The sequence below is a fragment of the Microtetraspora glauca genome (genome assembly GCF_040656155.1).
In the GTDB taxonomy this organism is placed as follows: domain Bacteria; phylum Actinomycetota; class Actinomycetes; order Streptosporangiales; family Streptosporangiaceae; genus Microtetraspora; species Microtetraspora glauca.
Genome location: NZ_JBFALK010000032.1, coordinates 47,259 through 71,345, shown reverse-complemented (window position 1 = coordinate 71,345; position 24,087 = coordinate 47,259). Strand labels below are relative to the sequence as shown.

At 69.5% G+C, this 24,087-nt stretch carries 22 protein-coding genes and 1 tRNA gene; 4 read left to right on the top strand and 19 right to left on the bottom strand.

Features of this window, described 5'->3' with window-relative positions:
- Nucleotides 1-1,557 (bottom strand): alpha/beta hydrolase, encoded by a 1,557-nt coding sequence (locus AB0I59_RS38875; protein ID WP_358141391.1) that lies wholly within the window; start codon nt 1,555-1,557, stop codon nt 1-3.
- A complete protein-coding gene (locus AB0I59_RS38870; RefSeq protein WP_435831182.1) occupies nt 1,554-2,372 on the bottom strand; it encodes a PSP1 domain-containing protein in 819 nt (272 codons plus the stop codon). Before AB0I59_RS38870 ends, AB0I59_RS38875 begins: the two co-directional genes overlap by 4 nt.
- A gap of 261 nt (nt 2,373-2,633) precedes the next feature.
- Here AB0I59_RS38870 and AB0I59_RS38865 point away from each other — a divergent pair, with 261 nt between their 5' ends.
- Nucleotides 2,634-3,293, top strand: a complete 660-nt coding sequence (locus AB0I59_RS38865; RefSeq protein ID WP_061260369.1) for a trimeric intracellular cation channel family protein — start codon at nt 2,634-2,636, stop codon at nt 3,291-3,293.
- A gap of 1 nt (nt 3,294) precedes the next feature.
- On the opposite strand, the gene AB0I59_RS38860 is transcribed toward AB0I59_RS38865, so the two are convergent.
- The 9 genes from AB0I59_RS38860 to topA all read right to left on the bottom strand — a co-directional run bounded on the left by AB0I59_RS38860 (nt 3,295) and on the right by topA (nt 15,591).
- Nucleotides 3,295-4,557 (bottom strand): amidohydrolase, encoded by a 1,263-nt coding sequence (locus AB0I59_RS38860; RefSeq protein WP_358141387.1) that lies wholly within the window; start codon nt 4,555-4,557, stop codon nt 3,295-3,297.
- A 91-nt stretch (nt 4,558-4,648) separates the two neighbouring features.
- Nucleotides 4,649-5,257, bottom strand: a complete 609-nt coding sequence (locus tag AB0I59_RS38855; RefSeq protein ID WP_358141384.1) for a permease-like cell division protein FtsX — start codon at nt 5,255-5,257, stop codon at nt 4,649-4,651.
- Nucleotides 5,254-5,748: a SigE family RNA polymerase sigma factor gene (locus AB0I59_RS38850; protein WP_358141381.1), complete on the bottom strand. Its 495-nt coding sequence runs from the start codon at nt 5,746-5,748 to the stop codon at nt 5,254-5,256. The genes AB0I59_RS38855 and AB0I59_RS38850 overlap by 4 nt, the downstream gene beginning before the upstream one ends.
- Before the next feature lie 223 nt (nt 5,749-5,971).
- Entirely contained in the window at nt 5,972-7,585 is a 1,614-nt protein-coding gene (locus AB0I59_RS38845; protein ID WP_358141378.1) for a hypothetical protein, read from the bottom strand.
- The gene (locus tag AB0I59_RS38840) at nt 7,582-8,085 is read right to left on the bottom strand and encodes a SigE family RNA polymerase sigma factor (RefSeq protein WP_358141376.1); all 504 of its coding nucleotides are present in this window, start codon (nt 8,083-8,085) and stop codon (nt 7,582-7,584) included. Before AB0I59_RS38840 ends, AB0I59_RS38845 begins: the two co-directional genes overlap by 4 nt.
- A gap of 106 nt (nt 8,086-8,191) precedes the next feature.
- Entirely contained in the window at nt 8,192-9,379 is a 1,188-nt protein-coding gene (locus AB0I59_RS38835; protein WP_061260440.1) for a DNA polymerase III subunit delta', read from the bottom strand.
- Between the two features lie 54 nt (nt 9,380-9,433).
- Entirely contained in the window at nt 9,434-11,491 is a 2,058-nt protein-coding gene (gene tmk, locus AB0I59_RS38830; RefSeq protein ID WP_061260362.1) for a dTMP kinase, read from the bottom strand.
- Nucleotides 11,492-11,676: 185 nt separating this feature from the next.
- On the bottom strand, nt 11,677-12,831 hold the full coding sequence (locus tag AB0I59_RS38825; protein ID WP_358141371.1) for a metallophosphoesterase: 1,155 nt from the start codon (nt 12,829-12,831) through the stop codon (nt 11,677-11,679).
- An 84-nt stretch (nt 12,832-12,915) separates the two neighbouring features.
- Complete coding sequence (gene topA, locus AB0I59_RS38820; protein ID WP_061260358.1) at nt 12,916-15,591, bottom strand: type I DNA topoisomerase; 2,676 nt, start codon at nt 15,589-15,591, stop codon at nt 12,916-12,918.
- 255 nt (nt 15,592-15,846) lie between these two features.
- Between topA and AB0I59_RS38815 the strand changes: the two genes are divergently transcribed.
- A complete protein-coding gene (locus AB0I59_RS38815) occupies nt 15,847-16,032 on the top strand; it encodes a DUF5703 family protein (protein ID WP_061260356.1) in 186 nt (61 codons plus the stop codon).
- Between the two features lie 325 nt (nt 16,033-16,357).
- On the opposite strand, the gene AB0I59_RS38810 is transcribed toward AB0I59_RS38815, so the two are convergent.
- The 3 genes from AB0I59_RS38810 to AB0I59_RS38800 all read right to left on the bottom strand — a co-directional run bounded on the left by AB0I59_RS38810 (nt 16,358) and on the right by AB0I59_RS38800 (nt 20,266).
- Nucleotides 16,358-18,076, bottom strand: a complete 1,719-nt coding sequence (locus tag AB0I59_RS38810) for a chaplin family protein (protein WP_358141367.1) — start codon at nt 18,074-18,076, stop codon at nt 16,358-16,360.
- A 221-nt stretch (nt 18,077-18,297) separates the two neighbouring features.
- Complete coding sequence (locus AB0I59_RS38805; RefSeq protein WP_358141364.1) at nt 18,298-18,870, bottom strand: hypothetical protein; 573 nt, start codon at nt 18,868-18,870, stop codon at nt 18,298-18,300.
- 97 nt (nt 18,871-18,967) lie between these two features.
- A complete protein-coding gene (locus AB0I59_RS38800; RefSeq protein ID WP_061260350.1) occupies nt 18,968-20,266 on the bottom strand; it encodes a M20/M25/M40 family metallo-hydrolase in 1,299 nt (432 codons plus the stop codon).
- A gap of 205 nt (nt 20,267-20,471) precedes the next feature.
- On the opposite strand from AB0I59_RS38800, the gene AB0I59_RS38795 reads away from it, so the two are divergent.
- Nucleotides 20,472-20,560: transfer RNA gene (locus AB0I59_RS38795), tRNA-Leu, on the top strand.
- A 141-nt stretch (nt 20,561-20,701) separates the two neighbouring features.
- Here the strand turns inward: AB0I59_RS38795 and AB0I59_RS38790 are convergent.
- The 4 genes from AB0I59_RS38790 to AB0I59_RS38775 form a co-directional block, all read right to left on the bottom strand.
- On the bottom strand, nt 20,702-22,012 hold the full coding sequence (locus AB0I59_RS38790; protein WP_358141361.1) for a recombinase family protein: 1,311 nt from the start codon (nt 22,010-22,012) through the stop codon (nt 20,702-20,704).
- 16 nt (nt 22,013-22,028) lie between these two features.
- A complete protein-coding gene (locus AB0I59_RS38785) occupies nt 22,029-22,535 on the bottom strand; it encodes a DUF7711 family protein (protein WP_358141358.1) in 507 nt (168 codons plus the stop codon).
- A gap of 128 nt (nt 22,536-22,663) precedes the next feature.
- The gene (locus tag AB0I59_RS38780) at nt 22,664-22,921 is read right to left on the bottom strand and encodes a hypothetical protein (protein ID WP_228646926.1); all 258 of its coding nucleotides are present in this window, start codon (nt 22,919-22,921) and stop codon (nt 22,664-22,666) included.
- Nucleotides 22,918-23,217: a DUF6247 family protein gene (locus AB0I59_RS38775; protein WP_061260342.1), complete on the bottom strand. Its 300-nt coding sequence runs from the start codon at nt 23,215-23,217 to the stop codon at nt 22,918-22,920. Before AB0I59_RS38775 ends, AB0I59_RS38780 begins: the two co-directional genes overlap by 4 nt.
- A 165-nt stretch (nt 23,218-23,382) precedes the next feature.
- On the opposite strand from AB0I59_RS38775, the gene AB0I59_RS38770 reads away from it, so the two are divergent.
- The gene (locus AB0I59_RS38770; RefSeq protein ID WP_358141353.1) at nt 23,383-23,619 is read left to right on the top strand and encodes a hypothetical protein; all 237 of its coding nucleotides are present in this window, start codon (nt 23,383-23,385) and stop codon (nt 23,617-23,619) included.
- A gap of 23 nt (nt 23,620-23,642) precedes the next feature.
- Here AB0I59_RS38770 and AB0I59_RS38765 read toward each other — a convergent pair whose 3' ends face one another.
- Nucleotides 23,643-23,903: a hypothetical protein gene (locus AB0I59_RS38765; RefSeq protein WP_358141350.1), complete on the bottom strand. Its 261-nt coding sequence runs from the start codon at nt 23,901-23,903 to the stop codon at nt 23,643-23,645.
- Nucleotides 23,904-24,087 lie beyond the last annotated feature (184 nt).

Genomic DNA, 24,087 nt, shown 5'->3' with positions numbered 1-24,087 from the left:
TCACGTGACCTTCGGGCACATGGTGCCCTCCTTGGGAGCCTTGAGCGAGATCAGGTAGTCGTCGACCGCCTTGTCCACGCAGTCGGATCCCGTCCGGTACGCGGTGTGGCCATCACCGTCGTATCCGAGCAGGACACCCGAGCTGAGCTGGGAGGCCAGCCCCTCCGCCCACTCGTACGGCGTGGCCGGGTCGCGTGAGGTGCCGACGACGACGATCGGCGGCGCACCCTCGGCTGTGATCTTCTTGTCGGTCCCCTTGGGCGCGACCGACCAGTACGCGCAGGGCAACGACCCCCACATCACGAAATTCCCGAAATGCGGGGCCACCTTCTGGGCCTCGGCGGCTCCCTTGGCGTACGCGGAGACCTCCTTGGGGTAGGGATGGTCCACGCAGTTGATCGCCATGTTCGACTCGGTCTGGTTGGAATACGAGCCGTCCGCCTTGCGGTCCAGCATCAGGTCGGCCATCCGCAACAGGTCGGTGCCGTCGCCGTTGAAGGCGTGCCCGAGGGCCTCGCGCAACACCGGCCACGCCTCCCGCTCGTACAGCGGCGTGACGATGCCGAGGACCGCCCAGGACTCGTTGATCTCGCGCCCGTCGCCGAGCGTGTTCTTCAACGGCTGTTCGTCGGCCTTCTTCAGGAGGTCGCCGAGCTCGGCCATGGCGCCCTCGACCGTACGGCTGGAGAAGGGGCAGGCGCCGTCCTCGAAGCAGTCCTGCAGAAACGCCTTCAGCGCGACCTCGAAGCCGACCGCCTGGGTCTCGTTGGACTTCAGCGACGGGACGGACGGGTCGACCGCGCCGTCGAGGACCAGCGCGCGGACGTTCTTCGGGAACAGGTCGGCGTAGACCGCGCCCAGATGGGTGCCGTACGACTTGCCGAGGTAGCTCAGCCCGGAGTCGCCGAGAACGCCGCGCAGCACGTCCATGTCCCTGGCCGCGTCGGCCGTGCCGACGAAGGGGAGCAGCCGGGCCGCCTTGGCCCCGCAGGCCGTCGCGAACGCCTCGGACCCCTTCTCGAGCGCCGCGACCTCGGCCGGCGTGTCAGGACTGGCGTCCAGGCTCACGAAGGCGTCGAGATCGCGTCCGGACATGCAGCGGACGGGGCTCGACTCGCCCACACCCCTCGGGTCGAAGCCGATGACGTCGAACCGTGCCCGTACCTTGTCGCTGAGCACCGAGCGCGCCGCGCGGGCGTAGTCGACGCCGGATCCGCCCGGCCCGCCGGGGTTGATGAGGAGGGAACCGATCCGCTTGCCGGTGGCGGGCAGCCGGATCAGGCTGATCCCGATCTTCTCCCCGGACGGCGTGGCGTAGTCGAGCGGCACCTCGGCGCGCGCGCACTGGAACCCGTCACCGCAGTCGCTCCAGTCGAGCTTCTGGCTGTAGAACGGCTGGAGCGCGGTCGTGGGCGCCTTCGCCTCTACCCCGGGTTTCCGCTCGTCCGTCGTGCACCCCGTGGCCACGACCGCGAGCGCCAGGAACGCCGCCGCCAAGCCGCGGGTACGGCGCGAGGGGGAAGGGGGGACATGCCGTCCTGATCGGAGGATCTTCACGCTTGCGGCTCATACCTCTCGTCGTGGGCCTTGCGCGGGCCGCAGACCGAGGCGCGAGAGCACTGGCACCGGCGCCCGCCGTCGTCGAGCCGCACGGTGACGTAGTCGCCCGGCACGTTCCTGCCGACGACCTGGCCCGGCCCCTCGTCCGTCTCCACCCGGGAACCCGTCCTGGGGAAGCTCCGCTGCGCCTCGACGTACAGCGGGTGCTCATATTTCAGGCAGCACATCAGCCGCCCGCAGGCGCCGGCGATCCGGAGCGGATTGACCGGAAGGTCCTGATCTTTGGCCATCCGGACCGAGACGGGCTCGAAGTCCTTCAGGAAGGTCGCGCAGCACAGGTCGCGCCCGCACGGCCCGATGCCACCCTGTAGCCGTGCCTCGTCGCGCGGCCCGATCTGCCGCAGTTCCACCCGGGCCCGGAGGTTGCGGGCGAGGTCCCGCACCAGCGCGCGGAAGTCGACGCGCTGCGGGGCCGAGAAGTACACGGTGAAGACGTTGTCGGCGTCCACGTAGTCGACCCCGACGACCTTCATGGGCAGGTCGTGCCGCTTGATCAGGCGCTTGGACACGCTCCGTGCCTCGGCCCTGCGCCGGCGATTGGTCTCGTCCCTGCTCAGGTGCTCCTCGGCCGCGATGCCCGCGCAGACCGGCAGGCCGTCGACGTCCTCGCTGACATACTGCGGCGCCCAGATGCACTCGGCCACTTCCGGCCCGGACTCGGTCGGCACGAGCACTTTGTCGCCGACCTTGGGGGAATGCCCTCCGGGATCGAGGTAGTAAAGCCGCCCGTAGCGAGTGAAGCTCACCGCCATCATCATGCCCAAGCGCCCCGGCCTCCTCGATCTTGTACGGCTGCCGCCCGCCCCCACCCTACGCGGCATCGGCGCTGCGCCGTCAGGGCCTGGCGCCCACCGTACGGACGATGCGGGCGCTCCCGGTGGACCTCGCCCGGCTCCGACGGGGGACGCCGACCGGGCGAGCGTCGGCCAGGCTTCGCCGCGACCACCGTCGGCGTGAGCTCGACCCGGGCGTCCCATCAGCGAAAACGCGCCCATGACGGGTATCCACGCCAGGTGAACGCCGAACCGCCGCCGCTGCTGCTCGCGCTCGACCTGACGGGCACCTTCGCCTTCGGGCTCAACGGCGCGCTGACCGCGGTGCGCGCCGCCCGGCTCGACATCGTCGGCGTGGTCACTCTCGGCATGGTCACCGCGTTGGGTGGCGGGATCATCCGCGACATCCTGATCGACTCCTTGCCGCCCGCCACGTTCAGCGACTGGCGCTACCTGGCTGTCGCGGCCGCGAGCGGCCTGGTCGCGTACGGCCTCGGCCGGCGACTGGACCGGCTGGCCGGCCCGATCATCGTGTTCGACGCCCTCGGGTTGAGCCTGTTCGCGGTGACCGGGGCAAGCAAGGCGCTGGACTTCCGGCTCGGCATCGGACAGGCGATCATCCTCGGCGCGATCACAGCCGTGGGCGGCGGCACACTGCGCGACGTGCTCATCCGGCGGATACCCACGGTGCTGTACAGCGAGCTGTACGCCATCCCCGCCCTGATCGCGGCCACCATCACAGCGGTCACGATCAGCACCGGCGTCTACGGGATCCCCGCCGCGATCGGAGCCGCCGCCGTCTGCTTCGTCGTCCGGCTGGTGGGCGTCCGCTTCGGCCTCAACGCTCCGGGGCCGCCGGGCGCATACGGCGGCGGTCCCGGTTCCGCGGACCGACGGTGAGTCAGCGGGCGAGCCACGCGAGAGCGGCGACGACCAAGGCCTGGGTGCCGGTGTCCAAGGTGGGCTGCGGGACCGGGGCGAACGCGGCGGAATGGTTCACCGGGATGTCCTGCGCCACGCGGCCGGCGGCCTCGGCCGTGGCGTAGGTCTCAGGGTCGATGCCGCCGATGCCCCAGTAGGTGTACGGGACTCCCAGGGCGTTCGGGATGTCGCTGAAGTCCTCGCTGGCGGTCTGCCGGCCCAGCGGCCCGGCCCGGTCGCCGAAGAACTCGCCGAACGCGGCGGCCACCCGGCCGGTGGTCACGGGATCGTTGTCGGTCAGCGGGAAGCGGTCGAACAGCTCGATCTCCGGAGCCTTCGGACAGTCCGACGCCTGGCACTCCGCGATGACGATGCGGCGCACCGCGTCCAGAATCGCGCTTCTGGTCCGCTCGCCGTAGGTGCGGATGTTGAGCTCCAGCACGGCGTGATCGGGGATGACGTTGCTCTTCGTACCGGCCTGGACGCTGCCGACCGTGACCACCGAGGTCTCTCCCGGCGGGGTCTCACGGGAGACGATGGTCTGCAGTCGGATCACGATCATCGCCGCGAGGACCACGGGGTCGACGGCCGCCTGCGGCATCGAGCCGTGGGCTCCGCGCCCATGCACGGTGACGCGCACGCTGTCGGCGGCGGAGAGCACCGGACCGGCATGAGTCCCGACGTGTCCGGCGGGCGCCGGCAGCACGTGCTGCGCGAGCGCCACGTCCGGGCCGGGAATCAGTTCGGCGAGGCCGTCGTCGAGCATGGCCCGCGCGCCGTCTCCGGTCTCCTCGGCCGGCTGGAACAGCGCCACCACCGTGCCCCGCCACCGGTCGGTCCCCTCGGCGAGTAACTGGGCCGCGCCGAGCAGACAGGTGACGTGCACGTCGTGTCCGCAGGCGTGCGCGACCGGTATCTCGCGCCCGCCGGGGTCCGTGACCGTGTCGGTGCTGGCGTACGGCAGGCCGGTCGCCTCACGCACCGGCAGCGCGTCCATGTCCGCCCGAAGCAGCACTGTCGGGCCGTCGCCGTTGCGCAGCACCCCGACCACACCGGTGCCGCCGACCCCCTGGTGTACCTGGCAGCCGGTCCGGCCGAGGCGCTCGGCGATCTTCGCGGCGGTCCGCCGCTCATGGTGGGACAGCTCAGGATGCCGATGCAGGTCCCGGTAAAGGTCTTCCTGCCATCCCCGCACGGACCCGAGACGGGCCGGCACCGATGACGCGGGTGACGTGGCAGCCATGACGCCCTCCTCGTGGCGGCGACACACATGCCCTCCTTCGAGGCTAGGCCCTTCGGTTCGGCCGGGCGGGAGCGCGTACGCCGTCAGGGCCTCAGCACTTCGACCTGTCCATCACACACGCGGTGTCGATGACATTGGAGATCCCGGGCAGGTGCTCCACAGCCCGCACCACCGCCTTGTGATCGGCCCCCTGCTTCAGCTTCGCACGGAAGGACTCCGGCAAATCCGTCGGTTTGATCACGCTGAGAAACTTTGAATCGGCGTTGTCGGCCCGGAAGTTCTCGTACGCCTCCATCTGGGTCTCGAACCGGACCGACTCGACCTCCGGCAGTGACTCCAGCACCTGCCGGATCCGCCGCCGATCGTCCTCGGTCGCCGCACGCTTCTTGCACACCGGGAAGGGGTCGTCCTTCTTGCACAGGAACACCGCGATGTTGTCCTCCCAGGAAGCTCCCCCCGCCAGGCTGAGTTGCGCCAGGCTGTACGCCACGGGACGGGCCACCGTCGCCGCCGGAGGCGTGGGGCGTACCACCAGGAAGACTCCGACGGAGACGGCGGCGACCACGACGGCGGGGACGACCACGAACCGGGAGACCCGTACGCGAGAGCGCCTGGACGGCACGGCCAGCGGGCGAACGGAGCGGTGATCGGCCGTTCTCGCCGCTTCCGACAGGGCGTCACGCAGGCGTTGTTCGATCATGATTCCTCCCCGAGGATCCGGGCGAGGGCGGCGAGCCCCCGTGTGATGGTGGAGCGCGCCGTGCTCCCGGCGACGCCCATGGTGTCGGCGATCTCCTCGTACGAGAGATCGAGATAGAACCTGAGCACGAGCGCCTCACGCTGCCGTCGCGGCAGGCCGCCCAGGGCGACCAGGACCTCCCGGCGCTCCTCGCCGATCATCGCGACGCTCTCGGCCGACCAGACCGGCGGCTCGTACGGCACGGCCCGGCGGAAGGCGACGCTCCTGCGCCGCAGCACGGACCGGCAGCCGTTGAGCACGGCCGACCGCACGTACGCCAGGGCACGGCCGGGATCGCGCAACCGCCGCCGTCCGGCGTGGGTGCGCGCGAACGCCTCCTGGACGACGTCCTCAGCCGTGCCGACGTCACCCACCATGAGCAACGCCAGCCGTACCAGGCCGAGATGATGGTCGGCGAACAGCGCCGCGACGTCGACGCGTTCCCGGATCAAGGGCTCTCCATGGGAGAGCAGTTCGGCTTTCACACAACAGAGACGCGACCGCTGTGGCTTCTGCTGCTTGTGTTTCGGAAAGAAACCCTTTTCCGCGCGGGTGTCCCCTCCCGCGGCGCCATGGTCATGCGCCCTCTGCGGCCCCGCATCGACGCGGCGGAAACAAGAACGGCCGGCCCCCGGGGAAGACACCCCGCGGACCGGCCGAACCGGCGACATACGGTTACCAGGCGATCCTGGAACCGAAGTTCACGAGGGCGTCGCCGGTGTCCACCAGGGTCCGGTAGCCCGAGCCGTCGACCGCGCCGATCTCGCCGTCCCGCGTGACGAGCATGTTCTCCCCGGTGCCGTCGATGTCGAGCAGTCGGAGTCCCGACGTGCCGGCCTGGCGATGGAAGACGCCCAGCGGCCGCCCGTCGTCCGTGCTGAACGCGGCGAGGCCGGTGGGTCCCGACGACGGCGGCAGCTTCCCGTCGGCGAGCGCGACGTCCACGCCGCCCAGCGCGGCCACGATCCTCGTGCCGTCCGGGCTGATCTTCGCCCCGAGTACGCCCCCGGACGCGCCGTCGCTCTCATTGAGAAGCGAGAACGTGGTCGCCTTGTCCAGGCTGTCCCCCGGCGCGCCCGTGTCGAGCAACCCCACCTCGGGCGAGTCGGGACACACCTGAACGGTTGCCTTCAACTCGGCCGGCTCGGAAGGCTCAGCCGTCTTCCCGGCCGACGGCGCGTCAGCCGGTGTGGCGGGGACGGACTCCACCGCGAAGCGGCACCACGACAAGGACTCCTCGGCCGGTACAAGGCTCGCCGCGGCAGTCGGTATCGGACTCGGGAGGATCGTCGCCGGAGCGGTCGCCGTCGGATCAGACGTGACGACCGGCTCCGCCGGGATCGCGGTCACCGCTGCCGTGGGCACCGCGTTCACCACGGCCGGACCGGGGTCGTCCTTCTCGTCGCTCCGGATGCCCGGGGTGACCGTGACAGTGATCGAGACCGCGGGTGACGACGATGACGTGGCCTCCGCTTCCTTCACCGGGACCTCCGCCGTCAGCGTGGCCGACGGTTCGACGACGAGCGCGGGCTCCGCCACGGCGGCCACGCTCGCGACATCTCGCGTGAAGAGTACGAGGCGTCCGTCGGCCGTCATCGACAGGTTGGTCGCCCCGGTGCCGTCCTTCGCGGTCCAGGTACGGCTGTCGCCGGTCGTGGTGTCCGCCACCACCAGGCTCCCGGTCCCCGGCTCGGGGCCGCACGGCGCGGTGCCGTACGCCAGTTTGCTGCCGTCACCGCTGACCGCCAGAGACGTCGGCCTGGTGCCCTCGGGCGGCGCGAACGGCAGCGCGTCGAATGAGCCGATCTTCCCGGCCTCGTCCAGCACGAACCGGTACAGGCGTGGCCGGCAGTCGTCCGACGCGGACACCGCGTAGAAGAGGCGGTTGTCCTGGGCCGCCTGAATGCTGACGAACCGCTCCTTGTCCGAAGGTTCCGGAACGCGGGACGTCTCGGTTCCGCCGTTCACGCTCCTGACCGTGATCCCGTCCTCCCCCGCGTCCGCGAAGAACGTCGGCACGGCGGCCGGGCCCACGCCGGTCGCGGCGGCCTGGCCGAGGCCGCCGTCTCCGCCCCGCGCGACGGCCACGCCACCCGCGACCGCGACGGTCACGGACGCCGCCGCGGCGACCGGGACCAGCCAGGACCTTCTCGTACGGCTCCCCCCCGGCTCGCCCGACTCGCCCATGGCGAGACCCGACGCGAGACCCGGAGTGAGACCCGGGACGTGATCGATGGTCTCGCCCACGGCCTGAGTGGCGTCGCGCAGGCGGTTGATGATGTCGTTCATCGTGCGTCCCCAAGCAGTCGGCCGAGCGCGTCCAGGGCTCGGGAGGTGGTCGACTTGACGGTGCCTCTGCTGATGCCCATGACCTGCGCGGTCTCCTCTTCCGAGAGGTCGCCGTAGTAGCGCAGCACGAGCGCCTCACGCTGCCGCCGGGGCAGGCGGTGCAGCGCCTCCATGACCTCGCGCCGTTCGGCCCCGAGGAGGGCGGCGGACTCCGCGGACCAGACCGGTGGCTCGTACGTCCCGGCGAACCAGGACGGCAGCCGCCTCCTGCGCAACACACTTCGTGCGTTGTTGAGCACCGCGGACCGCAGGTAGGTGAGGGCCTTGCTCCGGTCGCGCAGGCCTCCGAACCGGCGGTGGAGGCCGAGGAACGCCTCCTGGACCACGTCCTCCGCCGCCTCGCGATCACCGAGCATGATCAGCGCCAGCCTGGCGAGGCCGAGCGCGTGCTCGGCGTAAAGTCCCGCGATCGTGTCATCCGCGGCTTCCGAGGTGGTCACCGACCCCCCGGGAGGTTTATGGAGATCCAGCGTTTCGGCCTGCATGTACCAGAGACGCCGGATCACCCGTCAGGTTGCTCGCGACACGGCCTGAATCGCGAGAGCGCTACCGCAGAAGCCGGGGATCCCGGAGCGCGAGCGTCATCGCCTCCACCGCGATCTGGGGGTTCACGTTGGCCGCGAGGCGCTCCCGGCAGATCATGATGGCTTCCGTACGGCGCAGCGTGTCCTCGGGGGTCGAGCCGCCGGCGAGGGCCTCCACCTCGCGCCTGCGGTCCTCGTTGGCCAGCTCCACGCCGGCTCCGAGCTGGACCGCGAGGACGTCCCGGTAGTACGCCACCAGATCGAGCAGGGCCACGTCGATCGAATCGCGCTTGATCCGGGTGGCGCGCGACTTCTGGAGGGTCTCCAGCTCCTTCAGCGCCCCGGCCCCGCCGCGGACCAGCCCCTTGTTGAGCCCCTTCCCGGTGGAACCCTCGCCGTAGACCTTGCGCAGCTCGGCGGTCTCCGCCTCGTTGAGCGTGGCCGTCGCGGCGTCGGCGTCCTCGGTGGAGGTCTTCACCAGCCGCTCCGCCGCCGCGATGCACTCGCTCACCCCGCTCAGCGACGCGGGGATGGACAGCACCTCCTCGCGGCGCCGCCGTACCTCCTCGTCGAGGGCCAGCCGCCGGGCCCGGCCGATGTCCCCGCGGGCCGCCCGGGCCGCGAACCACGCGACGTCGTCCGGGACACCGTCCCTGGTCGCGAGCACGTGCGCGACCGCCTCGGTGGGCGGCGTACGGAGGGTCACCACGCGGCAGCGGGACCGGATCGTGATGATCATGTCGTCCGGAGACGGCGCGCAGAGCAGCCAGACCGTCCGGGGCGGCGGCTCCTCGATGGCCTTGAGCAGCGCGTTGGCGGCGGCCTCCGTCGCACGGTCGGCATCCTCGAACAGCACGATCCGCCAGCGCCCGAGCGTCGGCGCCCCCGCGCCCTTGAGCACGAGATCACGGGTCTGCCTGGCGCTGTAGGAGAGCCCTTCCGGCCGCACCCAGGTCAGGTCGGGATGGGAGCCGATCTCGACCTGGTGGCAGGAATCACAGTGGCCGCAGCCCTGGTCGGGGCAGAGCAGCGCCGCCGCGAAGGCGCGGGCGGCGTCGGATCGCCCCGACCCGGGAGGACCGGTGAACAACCACGCGTGGGTCATCCCGGCGCCGCGGCCACCCGCGAGGGCGTCGGCGGCGGCGGACACGGCCTGCCGCAACACGGTCGTCGCCCGCTCCTGGCCCACCAGATCCTCGAACACACCCACGGCCACAACCTACCGTGGGTTCACGGGCGGACTCGGCCCTTCCACGGGCGGCTGTCAGTCGCGGATGGCGGGGATGGTGCCGGTGGCCGCCTCGGTCTCCTGCGGCACCGGATCGGGCAGCACCTCGCGGACCCGGTCCTGGATGAGCCGGGAGATCTCGTTCTGCGGGAGCGTGCCGTCCACGACCAGGTAACGGTCGGGAGCGGCGGCCGCGAGCGCCCGGAACTCCCGCCGGACCCGCTCGTGGAACTCCATCGGCTCGGACTCGATCCGGTCGGCGGGCGAGGCCATCCGGCGCAACCCCACCGACGGGGGAACGTCGATGAGCACGGTCAGGTCGGGGAGCAGGCCACCGGTTGCCCAGGAGTTGACGCGCGCCACGTCCTCGGGGTCGAGCGCCCGTCCGGCCCCCTGATAGGCCAGCGACGAGTCGACGTAGCGGTCGCAGACCACCGTCGAGCCACGCTGGAGCGCCGGACGGATGACCTTCTCGACGTGCTCGGCCCGGTCCGCCGCGTACAGCAGGGCCTCGGACCGCGCCGACAACCCCTGGTGGGCGGCGTCGAGGAGGATGGCGCGCAACCGCATGCCGACCTTGGTCGACCCCGGCTCGCGGGTCTGCACCACGTCGAAGCCCTGGTCGCGCAGCCAGATGGCGAGCAGTCTCGACTGGGTCGTCTTGCCCGAACCCTCGCCGCCCTCGAAGGCGACGAACAGGCCGGGGCGCTGGTCGTCGTCCTGGACGACGAACTTCTCTCCTCGCAGCGCGGCGAACAGGTCCGCCCCGATCGGGACGCCGGGCCGGTCGTCCATGTGCCGCAGCGCGAGCAGGCCGACGATCACCGCGAGCAGCGCGCCCAGGAGCAGGACCACGTTCGAGCCGTCGAAGCTGTAGGTCATGCCCGCGACCACGAGGAGGTGCGAGCCGACGAGGCCGCCGAGTGCGGAGGCCAGCGCGACGACCAGGAGCAGCACCACCCTGGCCAGCGACTGCAGGAAGGAGAACGTACGGCCGCGCAGGCCGTCCTCGACCTCCAGGCCGATCAGTGTGTAACCGATGATCCAGGTGGTGCCCGCGCACATTCCCAGGAGCACGGTGAGCACGATGACGAGGGCCAGGTTGTGGATGAGCGCGATGGCCGCGAGGGTCAGCCCGGCGAGGATGATGGTCAGGCCGAACATGCGCCGCCTGGACAGCTCCCCGAGCAGACGGGGGCCGAAGAACATGCCGATTCCCATGCCCAGGAAGACCGCGCAGAAGACGGCGCCGTAGCCCGCGTCGCCGCCCTGCAGGGCGGTCACGTATGCCTTGGCCACGCCGACGACCGCGCCCCCGGCGGCGAAGGCGCCCAGCATGCCGATGATCAGCCCGCGCACCACGCGGTTGCCGCCGACGAACCGCCAGCCCTCGACGACCTGCCGCAGCACGGACGGCGTGGACACCCTGAGAATGTGGTCCTTCGGAATGTCCCGCAGCGTGAAGATCAGGCTCGCGGAGACCAGGTAGGCCAGGGCGTTGACGCCCAGGGCCACATCGGTGGGCCTAACGGCGAACCCGGGGACGGCCGTGGTGAACATGCCCATGACCGCCGACAGGACCGCGAAGAGCGCGGCCGCGACAGGAGCCGTGCCGTACGTGACGAGCAGGTTGAGCTGGTTGGCCTCCTCCAGCCGCTCCTTGGGCACGAGGTTGGGCACCGTCGCGTCCTTGGCCGGCACCCAGAACAGGTTCGCGCACTCGACGAGCAGCGTCGCGATGATCACCCACTGGTAGCTCCCCACCAGCGGGATCGAGGCGACCACGGCGAATCTGACGAGGTCCGCGGTCACCATCGCCAACCGGCGGTCGAACCGGTCCGCGACCGCGCCCGCGAGCGGACCGAGAAGGATCGCGGGCAGCATCTTGGCGATGAACACACCGCCGATGGCGAGGCTCTGCGCCTGGTATCCCGATCCGGCGGTGAGGTTTCCCGCCAGGGCGGTCAGGGCGATGATGTTCAGCCAGTCGCCGAGGCTGCAGACCGACATGGCCGTCCACAGCCTGCGGAAGGGCGCGTTCGCCAGCACGTTCGGCGGCTTGCGTCGCCTGGCTGCCCGGCCGTGGGTGCTCATGATGTCAGCGTATCCAGGTGCTCGCTGGGCGGGAAAAGAGTACGAGGGGGCCGGTTTTCCGCCCGCTCGTCGCCTGAGGGTAGTACGTCCCGCCCTGTCCCGCAGGACGGACGCGAGATCGGCCGCCCACTTTTCCCGCCGACGCGCCCATCATCCCGCTCGGACGGACGGTACACGCCCGGAAATCAGGCCCTGAGCTCGATGAGGGTGATCTCCGGCGGGGCACCGACCCGGACCGGCGGCCCCCAGTAGCCCGCGCCCCGGGTGACGTAGATCTGGGTGCCGTCCACCTTGTCCAACCCCGCGACCACCGGCTGCTGCAGAGGAACCGCCAGGTTGAACGGCGCCATCTGCCCGCCGTGGGTGTGCCCGGACAGCTGGAGATCGACGCCGTACCCCGCGGCCTGCCTGATCTGGACCGGCTGGTGCGCGAGCAGCACGACCGGCCGCGCGGCGTCCCGCCCGCCCAGGGCCTTCTCGAAGTCGGGGCCGTCCTCGGACAGCGTTCCGTTCAGGTCGTTGATCCCCGCCAGGTCGAGTACGGCTCCCGCGTGGGCGATCTCGACCCGCTCGTTGCGCAGCGACCGCACGCCGAGGGAGTTCAGCTCCTCGATCCACTCCTGTGGCCCGTTGGACGTGTAGTACTCGTGGTTACCGGTCACGAAATATGCCCCATAGCGGGATTCAAGGTGGCGCAACGGAGCCGCCAGCGGCCCGAGCTCGGCCACGGTCCCGTCCACCAGGTCGCCGACGATCGTGACCACGTCGGCCTGGAGACCGTTGATCATCCGGACGATGCGCTCGGCGTGGCCCTTCCCGGTCAACGGCCCGATGTGGATGTCGCTGACCACGGCGAGCCGCAGGCCGCTCATCCGCGGATCCAGCCGGGGCAGCCGCACCGGGATCCGCTCGATCACCGGGTCGCCCAGGGCCGTGCGCACGCCGTACCCCACCGTGGCCAGCGCCCCGACGCCCGCGACCGTGGCGGCCGTGCGCGCGATGAACACCCGCCGGTCGATCCCGGCCGGCTGCCGCCCGGCCCGCCGGGTCGCCAGTACGGCCACCGCCCGCGGGATCTCCAGGGCCACCGTGAACACGAGCAGGTAGAACATCACGGCCAGCCACATGTAGCCGGGCCACGCGATGACGTGCTCGAACGTCATCCCGAAGACCCGGCCTCCGGCGACGGCCAACGGCAGCAGAGCCCCGAGCACGACCAGCGCCCAGGTGAACACCCGGCGCGGGAGGCTCCCCGGGCGGGTGGCCGGCCTGACCAGCCGCCACCACAGGTAGACGTGCACGGCGACCACGACGACCACGATCGTGATCAGAAACCCCACGGTGTACTCCCCTCGCTCCGCTGCCGGACGATCTTACGAAGCGAGTCCTGAGAGCGCGCTGAGCCTACCCGGCCGGAAACCCGGTCAGGACTTGGCCGCGGGCTTCTTCGCGGGCGCCTTCTTCGCCCGGGTCGTGGTCCGCTTGGGCGCGGGGGCACGCTCGCGACGCTCCGCCAGCAGCTCGGCGGCCCGCTCGATCGTGATGTCCTCGACCGTGTCGCCCTTGCGCAGCGAGGCGTTCGTCTCGCCGTCCGTGACGTACGGCCCGAAGCGCCCCTCCTTCACCACCACGGGCTTCTTGGAGTTCGGGTCGTCGCCCAGCTCGCGCAACGGCGGAGCGGCCGCGGCCCGGCCCCTGCCCCGGGCCTTGGGCTGCGCGAACAGCTCCCTGGCCTGGTCGATGGTGACCGTCAGCAGGTCCTCCTCGGAGGCGAGCGACCGCGAGTCGGTGCCCTTCTTGATGTAGGGCCCGAACTTGCCGTTCTGCGCGGTCACCTCCTCGCCGTCGATCTCCCCGACGACCCGGGGGATCGCCAGCAGCCTCAGCGCGTCGTCCAGCGTGATGGTGTCCAGCGACATGGTCTTGAACAGGGAGCTCGCCCGCGCCTTGGGCACTTCGGCCTTCTTGGTGCGCTTCTTGCCCTCGGCGGGCGCCGGCTCCTCCGGCAGGATCTCCGTGACGTACGGGCCGAACCGCCCGCTCTTGGCCACGATGACGTTGCCGGTGACCGGGTCCTTGCCCAGCTCGCGGTCACCGCTCGGACGGGCGAACAGCTCCTCGGCCTTCTCGGCGGTGAGCTCGTCGGGCGTCATGTCCTCGGGCACGTTCACCCGGGCGCCGTCGCGGTCGAGGTAGGGGCCGTAGCGCCCGACCCGGATCACGATGTCGCTGCCCCTGATCGGGAAGGAGCTGATCTCCTTGGCGTCGATCTCGCCCAGGTCGGTGACCATCTCCTTGAGACCCTCGTCGCCGTCCCCGCCGAAGTAGAACCGGCGCAGCTCGGGCACCCGCTCCGCGCGGTCGTTGGCGATGTCGTCGAGGACCTTCTCCATGTCCGCGGTGAAGTCGTAGTCGACGAGGTTGCCGAAATGCTGCTCAAGCAGGTTGACCACGGCGAACGCGAGGAAGGACGGCACCAGCGCGGTGCCCTTCTTGAACACGTACCCCCGGTCGAGGATCGTGCCGATGATCGACGCGTACGTCGACGGGCGACCGATCTCGCGGTCTTCCAGCTCCTTGACCAGCGACGCCTCGGTGTAGCGCGCGGGCGGCTTGGTCGAGTGCGCCAGCGCGTTCAGCTCGGCCGCGGTCAGCCGCTCGCCCTCCGACAGGTTGGGCAGCCGCTTCTCGGCGTCGTCCCTGTCGGTCGACGGGTCGTCCGCGCCCTCGACGTACGCCTTGAGGAAGCCGTGGAAAGTGATCGTGCGGCCGGTCGCGCCGAACTCGACGTTCTCGCCGGAGCTGGACGTGCCGCCGACCTTCACCGACACCGACTCGCCGACCGCGTCCTTCATCTGGGACGCGACCGTACGCTGCCAGATCAGCTCGTACAGCCGGAACATGTCCCCGGCCAGCCCGGTCTCGCCCGGGGTGCGGAACTCCTCACCGGACGGGCGGATCGCCTCGTGCGCCTCCTGGGCGTTCTTGACCTTGCTGGCGTAGACGCGCGGCTTGTCCGGCACGTACGCAGAGCCGTACAGCTTGATGGCCTGGCCGCGGGCGGCGGCGACGGCGGTCTCCGACAGCGTGATGCTGTCGGTACGCATGTAGGTGATGAAGCCGTTCTCGTAGAGCCGCTGGGCGATCTGCATGGTGTACTTCGCCGAGAAGCCGAGCTTGCGGCTCGCCTCCTGCTGCAGCGTCGTCGTCCTGAACGGCGCGTACGGCTTGCGTGTGTACGGCTTGCGCTCCACCGACGTGACAGCGTACGACGCGTTGCCCAGGCGTCCCGCCAGCGCTCCGGCGGCGGCCTCGTCCAGGTGGAGGACGTCGGCGCTCTTCAGCGCGCCCGTGGAGGCGAAGTCACGGCCCTGCGCGACCCGCCTGCCGTCCACGGCGGTCAGAGTGGCGCTGAACCTGCGCGGATCCTCGTCCCTGCCCGTGTCGAAGAGTGCCTGCAAATCCCAGTAGCTCGCGGCGGTGAACGCCATGCGATCCCGCTCGCGCTCGACCACCAGCCGCGTCGCCACGGACTGCACGCGGCCGGCCGACAGCCGGGGCTTGACCTTCTTCCACAGGACCGGGCTGACCTCGTAGCCGTACAACCGGTCGAGGATGCGCCGGGTCTCCTGGGCGTCCACGAGCCGGAGGTCGAGGTCGCGCGGGTTGGAGACGGCGTCCTGGATGGCGTGCGGTGTGATCTCGTGGAAGACCATCCGGTGCACCGGCACCTTGGGCTTGAGCACCTCGCGCAGATGCCAGGCGATCGCCTCGCCCTCGCGGTCCTCGTCAGTGGCGAGGTAGAGCTCGTCGGCGTCCTTGAGCAGCTGCTTCAGCTTGGAGACCTGGGACTTCTTGTCCGGGTTGACGACATAGAGCGGCTCGAACTCATGGTCGACGTTCACCCCCAGACGGGCCCATGCCTCTCCTTTGTACTTCTCAGGGATGTCATCGGCCCTCTCCGGAAGATCACGGATGTGACCGATGCTGGACTCCACGATGTAGCCGCGCCCGAGGTACCCGGCGATGGTCTTCGCCTTGGCAGGCGACTCGACGATCACCAGGCGGGTTGCGCCGGCGTTGCCGTCCTTGGCTGGCACGCTGCTTCCTACCTCGCTGTTCCCTGTCGTTCCCCGTGTTCCCAGTCGGGACAGCCGCCCTCACAGCAGGGTCGGCTGATCCTTCGCCCGGCCCGGCCACGGGATCGTTTCGACGGTAACCCGTCGCCGGAAGTCCTTCCCCCTCGGGCTACCCGGTCCCGCCCCGGTGTGTAACTCACCTGGACCTTCTATCCACGAGGACGCAGAATAGAGCCAGGCGGGTTCCCCTAACACACCTCTCGGAGACTAATCGCTGTGCTGGACTACTCCTACAAGGACCTCTATCTGCCGTGCGGGACCTCACGTGAGGTCGCCAGGCAGGTTCTCACGGAGCATGCCGAGTACGGAAGCTGGGAACTGGACCGGCTGCGACTTTATCCCGACGGAAGCAGGCGCGTCCGACTGCGCCGCAAGATCATACGCGTCGTCCGCACCATGTGACCACGTCCGCGGATGGTCGGCATGCCTTCATCGGCATGGCTTTGCCCGCCCCGGGCCGCGCCCCCGGAGCGGGCAAGCTCTTCGCGGCTTCGCCGTACCGGCCTGGTGAGAGCGGCCTTGGGCCGAGCCCGCCAGAGGCGTGACGAAGCTTTTCCACTTCCTCCCACTCCGGGTGCATCACCTGGAGGGGGAGGAAGCGCCTCTGCTCACTCGCTGGGCTGTTGGCCTTGCCAGTCGCCTGGGCGATGAGCGCTCGTGGTCACCCGCACCGGGGCCGGATCGGCAACCGGTTGCCACCGCGTGCCCCGGGCGGGTGAGATGTTTCTTACCTCTCGCCGCGGAGGCGGAAGCGGCGCACGACCGCGAACATGGTCGCCGAGGCGGCGAACATGGCGCCCAGGGCCAGCGCGATGAGCGAGCCGGGGTTCATCCCGGTCACGCCGACCGGCTGCTCGGCGCTCATCAGGCCGAGGTCACCGAGCGGGAGCACGTCGCTCGCCCCACCGAGGGCGTTCGCTCCTCCGAGGCCGTTCGCCACGGGCAGCGAACCGACCAGGCCCGTCACCGGGGCGAGCGCCGCACCGGCGCCTCCCTTGCCCGCGGCGGGCCGGCTCGGCGTCAGCGCGGCGGTGGGGAGCACCCCGCTGTCCGCGGCGCCAGGGACCATCGGCAGGGTGGACAACATCCCGCTGGTCTTCACCGGCACGGCCTTGCGCGCGCCCTTGTTCCAGGTGCCGTGCAAGGTCTTGCGGCCGTGCCACTGCCCGCCGCCCACGCTGGCGCCGCCGAGGCATCCGGCCGCGGCGTCACCGAGCACGGCCACGGCGTTGCCGCAGATGTTGATCGGAGCGGTGATCGGGGCGACGATCTGGTTCCCGCCCAGGATGCTGTGCGCACCGCTGGTGACGTTGCGACCCGCGCCGCCACCGGCGCCACCACTGACCGAGGCGCCGCCCTTGCAGTTGGCCTTGGCGTCACCGAGCACGGCCACGGCGTTGCCGCAGGCGTTGATCGGCGCGGTGATCGGGGCGACGATCTGGTTCCCGCCCAGGATGCTGTGCGCACCGCTGGTGACGTTGCGACCCGCGCCGCCACCGGCGCCACCGCTGACCGAGGCGCCGCCCTTGCAGCCGGAGAAGGCGTCACCCAGTACGCCGACCGAGTTGCCACAGACGTTGACCGGCGCCGTGATCGGAGCGAGGATCTGGTTTCCCCCGAGGATCGAGGAACGACCCGAGGTGACGTTGCCGCCCGTGCCGGCCCCTGAGTTCTTCACGGACGTGCCACCGGCGCAACCGGCGCTGGCGTTGCCCACCGCGTTGCCGCAGGCGTTGATCGGCGCGGTGATCGGGGCGATGATCTGGTTCCCGCCCAGGATGCTGTGCTCACCGTTGGTGACGTTGCCTCCGGCGCCGCCGGGACGGCCGTGACCGTGCCCGTGCCCGTGACCGCGGTAGCCGTGCCCGCCGCCGTTGCCCGGGCCGCCGACCGAGGCGCCGCCCTTGCAGCCGGAGAACGCCTCGCCCAGAACGGCGACCGAGTTGCCGCACAGGTTGATCGGGGCCGTGATCGGGGCGACCACCTGGTTGCCGCCGAGGATCGAGGACCGGCCGGAGGTCCGGTTGCCGCCGGCCCCCGATCCGGAGTTCTTGACGGACGCGCCGCCCTTGCAGCCCGCGGTGGCGTCGCCGAAGATCGCGACCGCGTTGCCGCAGGCGTTGATCGGAGCGGTGATCGGGGCGACGATCTGGTTCCCGCCCAGGATGCTGTGCTCACCGTTGGTGACGTTGCTCCCGGCACCGCCGTTGCCGCGGCCACCGTTGACGACCGACGCACCGCCCTGCGACGTCGCGGACGAGTCACCGGCGACGGCGACGGCGTTGCCGCTGATGTCGATCGGAAGTGAGATGGGGAGGTTGAGCTGGTTGCCGCCACCGATCGAGCCGCTGCCCGAGGTGTCGGCGAAAGCCGTACCGCTGCCGAGGGACATGACACCGACGGCGAGAAGCGCCACGGGGGTCGAACCCTTCGCCCACGTTCGCATGATGGATGCTCCTAGGTTCTTTGGGGGATACCTGACAACTCGCGACGGAGGTCCGGGCCAGGGCACAGCGGGGCCGTGGACCGTCACGAGGGATTTGGGAAAACTCGCGTCACCCGCACGGAGACGCTCAGGCGGCACGGCTCGGAGGAATCGAGGCCGTCGCAGGGCATGCTCCGCCACCGGTCCGGTGTTCGATGAGGTGGACCGGCGTGAACGCGGGATCAGTCAGGCGAGAAGGATGGGTCGTCCGCCGCTGTGCGCACGACCGGGGGAAGGACTGCCGCGACAGGCGCGGGCAGCGCCACGAGCCGCACGTCGTAGAAGGATCGTGCGACATCCCCGAACAGGATCGATCCACCGCTCCCTTGCGGAACCATGCCATGGCTCCCTGGGGTGTGGTCCGCGGTGGCCGGTGGTGGGAATCCGGGCGTCGACTGGCTGGTCAGCCCGTCGACCGTGCGCCCGGCCATCGCCTCGGCGTTGACCAAGGCATCGTCACTCGTGGGGAAACCGTCGGCTCTCGTGGAGGCACCGCCATCGATGACCGACCCGGTGACGACAGCTGAGGGGGCCGCGTCGGCACTGGCCGAAGCCGTGCCGAAGACGCCGAAGATCACACCGAGCAACCAGGCGACGGCGACGAATCCGCTCACGATCAGAAAGCGGACCAGCCGCGAGCCGGCCACGAACCGCGCCATCCGGCTCTTCCCGCCGGTCTCGGAAGCAGTCGCGGGCACGCACGGGTCGGCGGCGGGCATCTCTGCCCGCGACCGATCTTCCGCCGTGCGTGCCACGCGACCTCCCCGAGATCCACCGAGTCCGCCTTGGTGCGGATCAACCCCTCAACGCAGAGTTACTCTATCGATACGCCAAGTGATCGCAACCGGTTTCTCAGCAGTAATCGAGGAAACGGTCAAGAACCCGAACCCCGAACTTGAGCGAATCCACCGGAACCCGCTCATCGACCCCATGGAACATTCCGGAAAAATCTAGATCCGCCGGAAGACGCAGGGGCGCGAAGCCGAACCCGCGGATGCCCAGGCGGCTGAACGCCTTGAGGTCGGTGCCCCCGCTCAGCGTGTACGGCACGGCCTTGGAGCCGGGATCCTCCTCCTGGAGCGCGTCGGACATCGCCTTGACCAGAGAGCCCTCGAAGGCCGTCTCCAGCGCGACGTCGTGGTAGACGAACTCCCTGGTGACGTTCGGCCCGAGGAGCTCGTCCACCGTGCCGAAGAACTCGTCCTCATAGCCGGGCAGGAAACGCCCGTCCACGTGCGCCGAGGCACTCTGGGGGATGACGTTGGCCTTGTACCCGGCGTCCAGCATGGTGGGATTGGCCGTGTTCCGCAGGGTGGCGCCGACCATACGGGCGAGCGGGCCCAGCTTGGCCACGGCCTCCTCCGCGTCCTCCGCCTTCAGCTCGATGTCGAACGCCTCGCGGAAGAAGGACTGGACGGTCGGCGTGAGCCGTACGGGCCACTGGTAGCGGCCCAGGCGGCCGATCGCCTCGGCGAGCTCGGTGACGGCGTTCTCGTCGTTGAGCATCGAGCCGTGGCCGGCCCGGCCCGTCGCGGTCAGCTTCATCCAGGCGATGCCCTTTTCCGCCGCCTCGATGAGATAGAGACGACGGCTGTCCGAGATGCTCACGCTGAAGCCGCCGACCTCGCCGATCGCCTCGGTGCAGCCCTCCAGGACGTCCGGGTGATGATCGACGAGCCACTGCGCGCCGTAGTTCCCTCCGGCCTCCTCGTCGGCCGTGAACGCCAGCACGACGTCTCTCGGAGGCTTCCTGTTCTGGCTGAGCCGCTGCCGTACGACGGCGAGGATCATGGCGTCCATGTCCTTCATGTCCACCGCACCACGGCCCCACACGCAGCCGTCGGCGATCTCGCCGCTCATCGGGTGATGCGTCCAGTCGGCCGCGTTGAACGGGACGACGTCCAGATGCCCGTGGAGCAGAAGCGCTCCCCGCCCGGAGTCCGCCCCTTCGATGCGGGCGATGACGTTGGCCCGCCCGGTGTCGGATTCGAGGATCCGCGGTTCGAGCCCCACCTCGGCGAGCTTCTCCGCGACGTACTCGGCGGCTTGGCGCTCGCCCGGACCCGCGTTGTCACCCGCGTTCGTGGAGTCGATGCGGATCAGGTCCCGGCACAGGCCGACGACCTCGTCCTCGCCGTTGAGCGGAGTCATGCGCCTCTCCCCGTGTCTGCCGTGCTTCGGTCGGTCACAGCGTGGTCCTCCTGTTCACGTACGGCTGGTGCCTTCCATCCTGCCGTCCGCTCGCGTCCCGGAGGAGTGGGCATGGGGGCGTCTGATTCTCGGTATGACCCACACGCCGGACAGTGCTAATCTGTGTGAGCCGACGCGGGATGACGGTCCCACGTGCAGGCACCAAGTCCGGGTGGCGGAATAGGCAGACGCGCTAGCTTGAGGTGCTAGTGCCCAGTGATGGGCATGGGGGTTCAAGTCCCCCCTCGGACACCAAGATCATTCATGGGGTTGCATGAAAATGCAGGATTGAGTCAACGCTCGGGCGGTTTTGTCCGGGCGTTTCGCTTTTACTCGACCGGTTCAGTTACGGGTGTACTGCATAGTCCTCCATGGAGGTTCGACTCGCCGACCGCGTCACATCCTGATGACGATGCTTTCGCCTTGAACAACGGTCACGAGTGCGGGGACATCCGCCTGATAAGTGAGCGTCAGACCCATCGAGCGGCACAGGGCGACCTGTTCGGCGAGGACGCGCGGAACCTCGACCATCTCCAGATTGCTCCGTTTCGCCGACTCTGCGACTGCTCGGATGAGCCATGCACCCAGGTGCTCAGCCACCTTGTCGTCCCGGACGAAGACGTTCGGGTGATGCCCTTGACGGCACCGGTAGTTGGACCGGTTGTTGGTCCACGACCCTTCCAAGGACCGCTGGCAGAAGCCGCAGCGCAGCAGCCCTCTGAACGCATAGGTCCGTGTTGTGCCGAGGATCACAGGAGCGAACTGGGCACGGTCGAAGTCCCCGATGCTGATGATGGCGGGGTGAGCGGGATGCCGTGACCACACCCACGATGGCTCGGGATTGCCCCGCCTCACTTGGTGAACGCCCATAGCGATGTCACGGGGATCGACCAGCACCTCGGTCGTGCGTTGCTTGTTCCACACCTGGTAGCCGGTGTAGCGGGCGTTACGCAGGATCGACAGCACGGTGCCGACCGTCCACATCTCGCCAGAGCGGTGAGGATTCCGGGCGCGGTCGTGAGCCGACGGGCAGGGCACCCGGGTGGCGTTGAGGGTGGCGGCGATCCGCCCGGCGCCCAGCCCGTCGAGTCGAAGCATAAAGATCCTCTTCACCACCGCAGCGGCCGGCGGATCCAGAGCGAGCCGGTGGAGCCGTACCCCTGCGGCGGCCTGCTGGGGATTGGGGTGAAGTCCGGCGTCGGCCAGCCGATATCCGTACGGCGGGCGCCCTCCCAGGAAACGGCCTTCGAACTCGGTCTGGGCTGTCATCGCGGCGCGAACCCTGACCTGGATCCTGTGGCGCTCGGCCTTGGAGATCCCCGCGTACATGGACATGATGAGGTTGTGCGCCTCGGAGTCCGGATCGATGGGGCCACCGATCTCCGGAACCCACAGCGGCACGCCGAAGTGGGCGAACAGCGGGAAGGTCAGGACGTACTGGTTGTCGTAGAAGACCCGCTGCGGTTCGCCGATGACCACGGCGTCGAAGCCCCGTTCCGGATCGTCCAATGCGGCGAGCAGGCGCGCGGCCTGGGGACGCCGTGACCAGGCGACCGAGCGAGAGTACCCGATGTCGAAGAACTCGGTCACGATCGTGCCGTTGCCTTCGATCAGGCCCTCGGCTCGGGAGCGTTGCCACTGTTTCGAGGTCGTGGGATCTTGCAGGTCCTCAGTGGATACCCGCCCTGCGAACGCGAATCTGAGCACTCACCCATCGTGCTCGTCAAGGAGGTCCAGATACCCCTGAACGGCCTCCCACAGACGATGCTCCGGATAGCGGCCAGCCCCCCCGATGCTCATGACGCCACTCGTGCTCCCAGTACCTCGCGTGTACGGCACGCAGATGGCTCAGAGCCGTCCGAAGCTCCCCGACCACTTGAGCGCGTTCATCCCCTGGAGGCTGCGCCACCTGGCGCAGCCGGTCGAAACGGCGCTCGGCCAGCGCGTCGAGTGCGATCTCATCCGGACCGTCCAGAGACCAGAACCGAACCGGCCCGCTGATGACGTGGCTCCATACCGGCTCCAGGTGAGAGCGCCACCAATAGGCGACCCCGCCCTTGTCCAGCCGTAGGAGATCGGCCAGCCACTCGGTGCCACGCGGGTGCGACTCCCAGGGCACATCCTCTGGCGGGAGGTTCAGCACGAAGGCGACCTCCACGTTGTCGAGCGGATCGGCACCGGCGAGCACGTCGCCGAACACGTAGGCCTCGCGCAGGAACGGCTCCTCCAAGCGGCATCCGCTTGGTCCGCTCACACGCCTCGGCGAGGATCCTCAGCCTCTCCACTGCTCTGCGGTATCGCGTCGCCCACCACCTCTCGCGAGCGAGCGTACGGCTTGGTAGAGGGCGGTATGCGGAGTCAGCCGGCCCAGAGGATGTCGACGATGCGCAAGGACTGGGTCTCCTCATCGAGGATGAACGTCAACATCCCTTGGATGTCATCTCCGAAGAAGGCATGTCTCACCGCGGACTGACCAGGACGCTCCGCGACCGCGTCCCACGGATTGCGGAGGAGTTCGATGAGACGCTCAAGCAGCGGGCCGTCGCGAACCTCCTCGGGAAGACCGTTCAGTTCGTACAGGGCGCGTCCATGGAAGCCATCGAACTTGTAGCTCACACCCGGCCTTCCCACTCCGGCGGGGTGTAGCGAGTGAACATCTCCGTACGCCCCTGGAGAGCGTCATCGACAGCCTCCCCGTAGCCGGGGCGGGTGTAAGCGATCGCACGCAGGCGCCACTGACGCAACAGCGTCTGTACCTGCTTGAAGCGGACCAAGTCGTGCGCGGCTTCCAAAGCCTCGTCATACTCTGACCGGAATTGGGCACGGTGCGACGGCGGAAGCGCCTCGAAGATCGCAGCCGGGTCCTCCCCAGGATCACGAGGCGCGACGGGTTCCAGAGGCTGAGCGGTCATACCGACCAATCTATCCTCCCGAGCACAGCGTCGCCGCGAACTGTAAATCAGCGCCACCGACGCGGAGAACGGTTGGGCTGAACCGCTGGTCGATCACGTCATGTCGACTTCGGCACGCCGCTGCTGGCCGTACGTCTGCGTGACGGCGCCCTGGAGATCTCCACGATGAAGCCGCCGAAGCCGAGCAGCCGAATGTCTCGTCTGACTGACGTCTGCGCGCTGGCGTCGGTCGAGGCATTGAAGCGCTACGTCGACGAAGGGACCGACAAGCCGGTCGCTCCATTGGCCGAACTCCTCGTCGAGTTGCTGATCTCCGAACCGGAGCTCTCGCCGCACGGACACGTACTTTGGTACATGCTGGGCCTGGCTTCAGCTACGGCAATCCTCTGTGAGGGGTCGTAGACGAGGTGCAGGCCCATCCGCGTTTAGAGGTCGCTTCGGTCGGCTGGATCCGCCTCCTTCAGGACGTCTGTCATCTCGGACAGTCGTGGGATCAGCTCCATGATCTCCCTCTCGGTGGTCTCTCTCTTGTGATCGATCGCGCGTAGCTGTCCTTCCGCCTTGAGCCGCTCGGCCCGTGTCTCGGCCATCCACTTGCCGATCTCCTGGGGATCGTCGCCCGCGTACAGAGTCGAGCGGTAGCGGGCCATCCGGCGATCACAGTCGTCGACGGTCCGCTTGGCCACCTCGATCGAACAACCACGGACACCTCCGTACACAGTCCGTGTCCGCTGCCTCGTCCGGTGGCCACGGACCCACCCATTTCTCCCGAACTCAGCACCGAGGCGCTCACAGACGAGCATCTCCGCGGGCGCGGGGGCGATGCCCTGGTCGCATTTAGGCCACGCCCCAACCCGATACAAGTCGTAT

What these genes read in the sequence shown, in the direction of transcription:
- AB0I59_RS38770 (WP_358141353.1), top strand. Translation starts at nt 23,383, where the DNA reads ATGAAGCCGCCGAAGCCGAGCAGCCGAATGTCTCGTCTGACTGACGTC.
- AB0I59_RS38870 (WP_435831182.1), bottom strand. Translation starts at nt 2,372, where the DNA reads ATGGCGGTGAGCTTCACTCGCTACGGGCGGCTTTACTACCTCGATCCC.
- AB0I59_RS38855 (WP_358141384.1), bottom strand. Translation starts at nt 5,257, where the DNA reads ATGATCGAACAACGCCTGCGTGACGCCCTGTCGGAAGCGGCGAGAACG.
- AB0I59_RS38775 (WP_061260342.1), bottom strand. Translation starts at nt 23,217, where the DNA reads ATGACCGCTCAGCCTCTGGAACCCGTCGCGCCTCGTGATCCTGGGGAG.
- AB0I59_RS38860 (WP_358141387.1), bottom strand. Translation starts at nt 4,557, where the DNA reads ATGGCTGCCACGTCACCCGCGTCATCGGTGCCGGCCCGTCTCGGGTCC.
- tmk (WP_061260362.1), bottom strand. Translation starts at nt 11,491, where the DNA reads ATGAGCACCCACGGCCGGGCAGCCAGGCGACGCAAGCCGCCGAACGTG.
- AB0I59_RS38845 (WP_358141378.1), bottom strand. Translation starts at nt 7,585, where the DNA reads ATGAACGACATCATCAACCGCCTGCGCGACGCCACTCAGGCCGTGGGC.
- AB0I59_RS38810 (WP_358141367.1), bottom strand. Translation starts at nt 18,076, where the DNA reads ATGCGAACGTGGGCGAAGGGTTCGACCCCCGTGGCGCTTCTCGCCGTC.
- AB0I59_RS38800 (WP_061260350.1), bottom strand. Translation starts at nt 20,266, where the DNA reads ATGACTCCGCTCAACGGCGAGGACGAGGTCGTCGGCCTGTGCCGGGAC.